4 protein-coding genes are annotated in these 2,966 nt (G+C 63.5%); all 4 read left to right on the top strand.

The annotated features are described in order from the left end of the window. A partial coding sequence (nagZ, locus tag C1D09_RS30585) for a beta-N-acetylhexosaminidase (protein WP_143977680.1) occupies nt 1-989 on the top strand: 989 nt, incomplete at its 5' end. A gap of 63 nt (nt 990-1,052) precedes the next feature. Next, complete coding sequence (locus C1D09_RS30580) at nt 1,053-1,856, top strand: segregation and condensation protein A (protein ID WP_143977681.1); 804 nt, start codon at nt 1,053-1,055, stop codon at nt 1,854-1,856. Further along, nucleotides 1,853-2,617: an SMC-Scp complex subunit ScpB gene (gene scpB / locus C1D09_RS30575; protein ID WP_143977679.1), complete on the top strand. Its 765-nt coding sequence runs from the start codon at nt 1,853-1,855 to the stop codon at nt 2,615-2,617. The genes C1D09_RS30580 and scpB overlap by 4 nt, the downstream gene beginning before the upstream one ends. Nucleotides 2,618-2,797: 180 nt before the next feature. Next, the coding region (locus tag C1D09_RS30570; protein WP_143977678.1) for a twin-arginine translocase TatA/TatE family subunit at nt 2,798-2,966 on the top strand (169 nt) is incomplete at its 3' end.

Below are 2,966 nucleotides of genomic sequence, written 5' to 3'. Positions count from 1 at the left end.
GTGCCGGGAAATCACTCACCCGCGAAGAAATCAATTTCTATCGCAACGAATGCCCGTGGGCCTTCATCTTATTTGCCCGCAACATCGGCGAAACCGAGCAAATCCGCGATCTCGTCGCCGAGATGCGCGACTGTATCGGGCGGTCGGACGCGCTGGTGTTCATCGACCAGGAAGGCGGCAGGGTGCAACGCCTGCGGCCGCCGCTGGCGCCGAACTACCCGGCGGGCGGGGCGCTTGGTGCACTGTGGCGCGACGATCATGACGCCGGTGCCCGTGCTGCCTGGCTGATGGCGCGCCTGCACGCCTTCGATCTGCTGCGCTACGGCATCACCGCGGATTGCCTGCCGGTGCTCGACGTGCCGATCGAAGGCGCCAGCGACGTCATCGGCGCACGTGCCTACGGCAAGGAGCCGCGGGCGGTCATCGAACTCGGTCGCGCCGCTGCCGAAGGCCTGATGTCGGGCGGCGTGCTGCCCGTGATGAAGCACATTCCGGGGCATGGAAGGGCGTTTGCCGACACGCATTTCGAGCTGCCGACGGTCGACGCGTCGCTCAGCGACCTGCAGCGGCATGACTTTGCCCCGTTCCGGGAGCTCAACGACCTGCCGATGGCGATGACGGCGCATGTCGTCTACAGCGCCATAGACCCCAAGAACCCGGCGACGACATCCGGCAAGGTCATCGACGAGATCATCCGCCGCGACATTGGCTTTGACGGGCTCCTGATGAGCGACGACACCTCGATGAAGGCACTTTCTGGGGATTTCCCGACAAAGGCGGCCTCGATCCTTGCGGCGGGCTGCGATCTGGTCCTTCACTGCAACGGCGTTTTCGAGGAGATGGCGGGCATTGCGTCGCGCACCACGGGGCTTGAAGGCAAGTCGCTGGAGCGTGCAAAGCGGGCGCTGACCTATATAAGGAAACGCGACGCAGCAGAGGAAACCGAGATACGCGCAGAGTTCGCCACCTATTTCGATGCGGTGGCCTAACCAAGGGAAGTGACAAAGGCAGTGGCGGAAACATTGGAAGGCAAGGCCGCGAAGGCCGCACCGATGGACCGCTTGTGGGCCGAGAATGACGATTCACGCGTCACCGGCGACCCGTCGCTGGTCGTCGATGTGGCCGGCTTCGAAGGCCCGCTCGATCTTCTGCTGCATCTTGCGCGCACCCAGAAGGTTGACCTGGCGCGCATCTCGATCCTGGCGCTGGTCGAGCAGTATCTGGCCTTTGTCGAGACGGCGAGGGCGCTGCGGCTCGAACTTGCAGCCGATTATCTGGTGATGGCGGCATGGCTCGCCTTCCTCAAGTCGAAGCTGTTGATCCCAAAGCAGCCGGGCGAAGAGGGCGAGAGCGGCGAGGAACTGGCGGCCGTGCTGCAATTCCGGCTGAAGCGGCTGGAAGCGATGCGTGATGCGGCGGCGCGTCTGGTCAACCGCAATCGCCTCGGCCGCGACGTGTTCGCGCGCGGCATGCCCGAAATGGTCATCATCGAAAAGCGCAACACCTATTCGGCGTCGCTCTACGATCTGCTGACCGCCTATGCCCAGCAGCGGCAGAAGCAGGCAATCACCAATGTAACCATCGCCAGGCGGGGCGTGTGGTCGCTCAAGGACGCGCGCGACATCCTGACCCGGCTGATCGGCTCGTTGCGGGACTGGACGGCGCTGGACAGCTTCCTCATCCAATACATGACCAGCCCGGAAGAGCGGCGCACGGCCATCGCCAGCTCGTTCGCGGCGACACTGGAACTGGTGCGCGAGCGCAAGATGGATGTGCGGCAGGACGAGGTGTTCGCGCCGATCTATCTGCGCGATCACCGGGCACCGGCAATCAAGGCAGTCGAGGTGGCATCATGAGCGAACGCGCCAACGCTTCGGTTATCCCCTTCAAGGTGGACGATGAACTGGAAGGGGAGCTCGACCAGGCTTCGGCCGAGACTCCGTTGCAGAATCCGGCCGAGCGCCTGCATATTGCGGAGGCCGTGCGCATGGCCGAGGCGATTGTCTTCGCCAGCGCCGAACCCGTCAGCGAGAAGCAGCTTGCCGCACGCCTTCCCGACGGCATCAACGTTGCCCTTGCCATGGCCGAGCTGCAGCAGGTCTATGCCCGGCGAGGCGTCAATCTGGTGCGCGTCGGCGACGCCTGGGCTTTTCGCACCGCCGGCGATCTCGCCTTCCTGATGAGCCGCGACACGGTGCAGCAGCGCAAGCTGTCGCGTGCTGCGCTCGAAGTGCTGGCGATCATCGCCTATCACCAGCCGGTGACGCGCGCCGAGATCGAGGATATCCGCGGGGTCGAGACGTCGAAGGGGACGCTGGACACGCTGCTCGAGACGGAATGGGTTCGCATGCGCGGCCGCCGCAAGACGCCCGGCCGTCCCGTCACCTACGGCACCACCGAAACCTTCCTCGACCATTTCGCGCTGGAGGAAATCCGCGATCTCCCGGGCATGGAAGAACTGAAGGGGGCGGGCCTGCTTTCGGGCCGCATGCCGTCGAATTTCTCCATCCCGCAGCCGCCGGCCGACCCCGACGTGCTGACGGAAGACGAGGATCCGCTGACCGATATCGATCTTGAGGAACTCGGCCTGCTGACGCCGCGCGTCACGGAAGATTGACCACTGGCGCTCTGTCCAAGCGCGCCGATAGGTCGTAGATGCGCCGATTGGTAGCGGGCCAGCGAGTCGAAAAAGCGTGACATCGGTCAGCCTTTCATAAACTCTGTCGCTGTTGTGTTTGAATCCCAACGCGAAAACGCATAGATCATCGCCAGGGAAAACATTCGAGAGAGATTTGCTATGGGTTCATTTTCGATTTGGCACTGGATGATCGTGCTGGTGATCGTGCTGCTGGTCTTCGGCCGCGGCAAGATTCCCGAGCTGATGGGCGACATGGCCAAAGGCATCAAGAGCTTCAAGAAGGGCATGGCGGATGACGATGTCGCCGAAGACAAGCGCACCGTCGAAC

It is taken from the genome of Mesorhizobium intechi, assembly GCF_002879535.1.
GTDB lineage: Bacteria > Pseudomonadota > Alphaproteobacteria > Rhizobiales > Rhizobiaceae > Mesorhizobium > Mesorhizobium intechi.
This window is presented reverse-complemented; position numbering and strand designations above follow the sequence as displayed.

Coding starts and splice junctions, on each gene's coding strand:
- C1D09_RS30580 (WP_143977681.1), top strand. CDS start 1,053: ATGGACCGCTTGTGGGCCGAGAATGACGATTCACGCGTCACCGGCGAC.
- scpB (WP_143977679.1), top strand. CDS start 1,853: ATGAGCGAACGCGCCAACGCTTCGGTTATCCCCTTCAAGGTGGACGAT.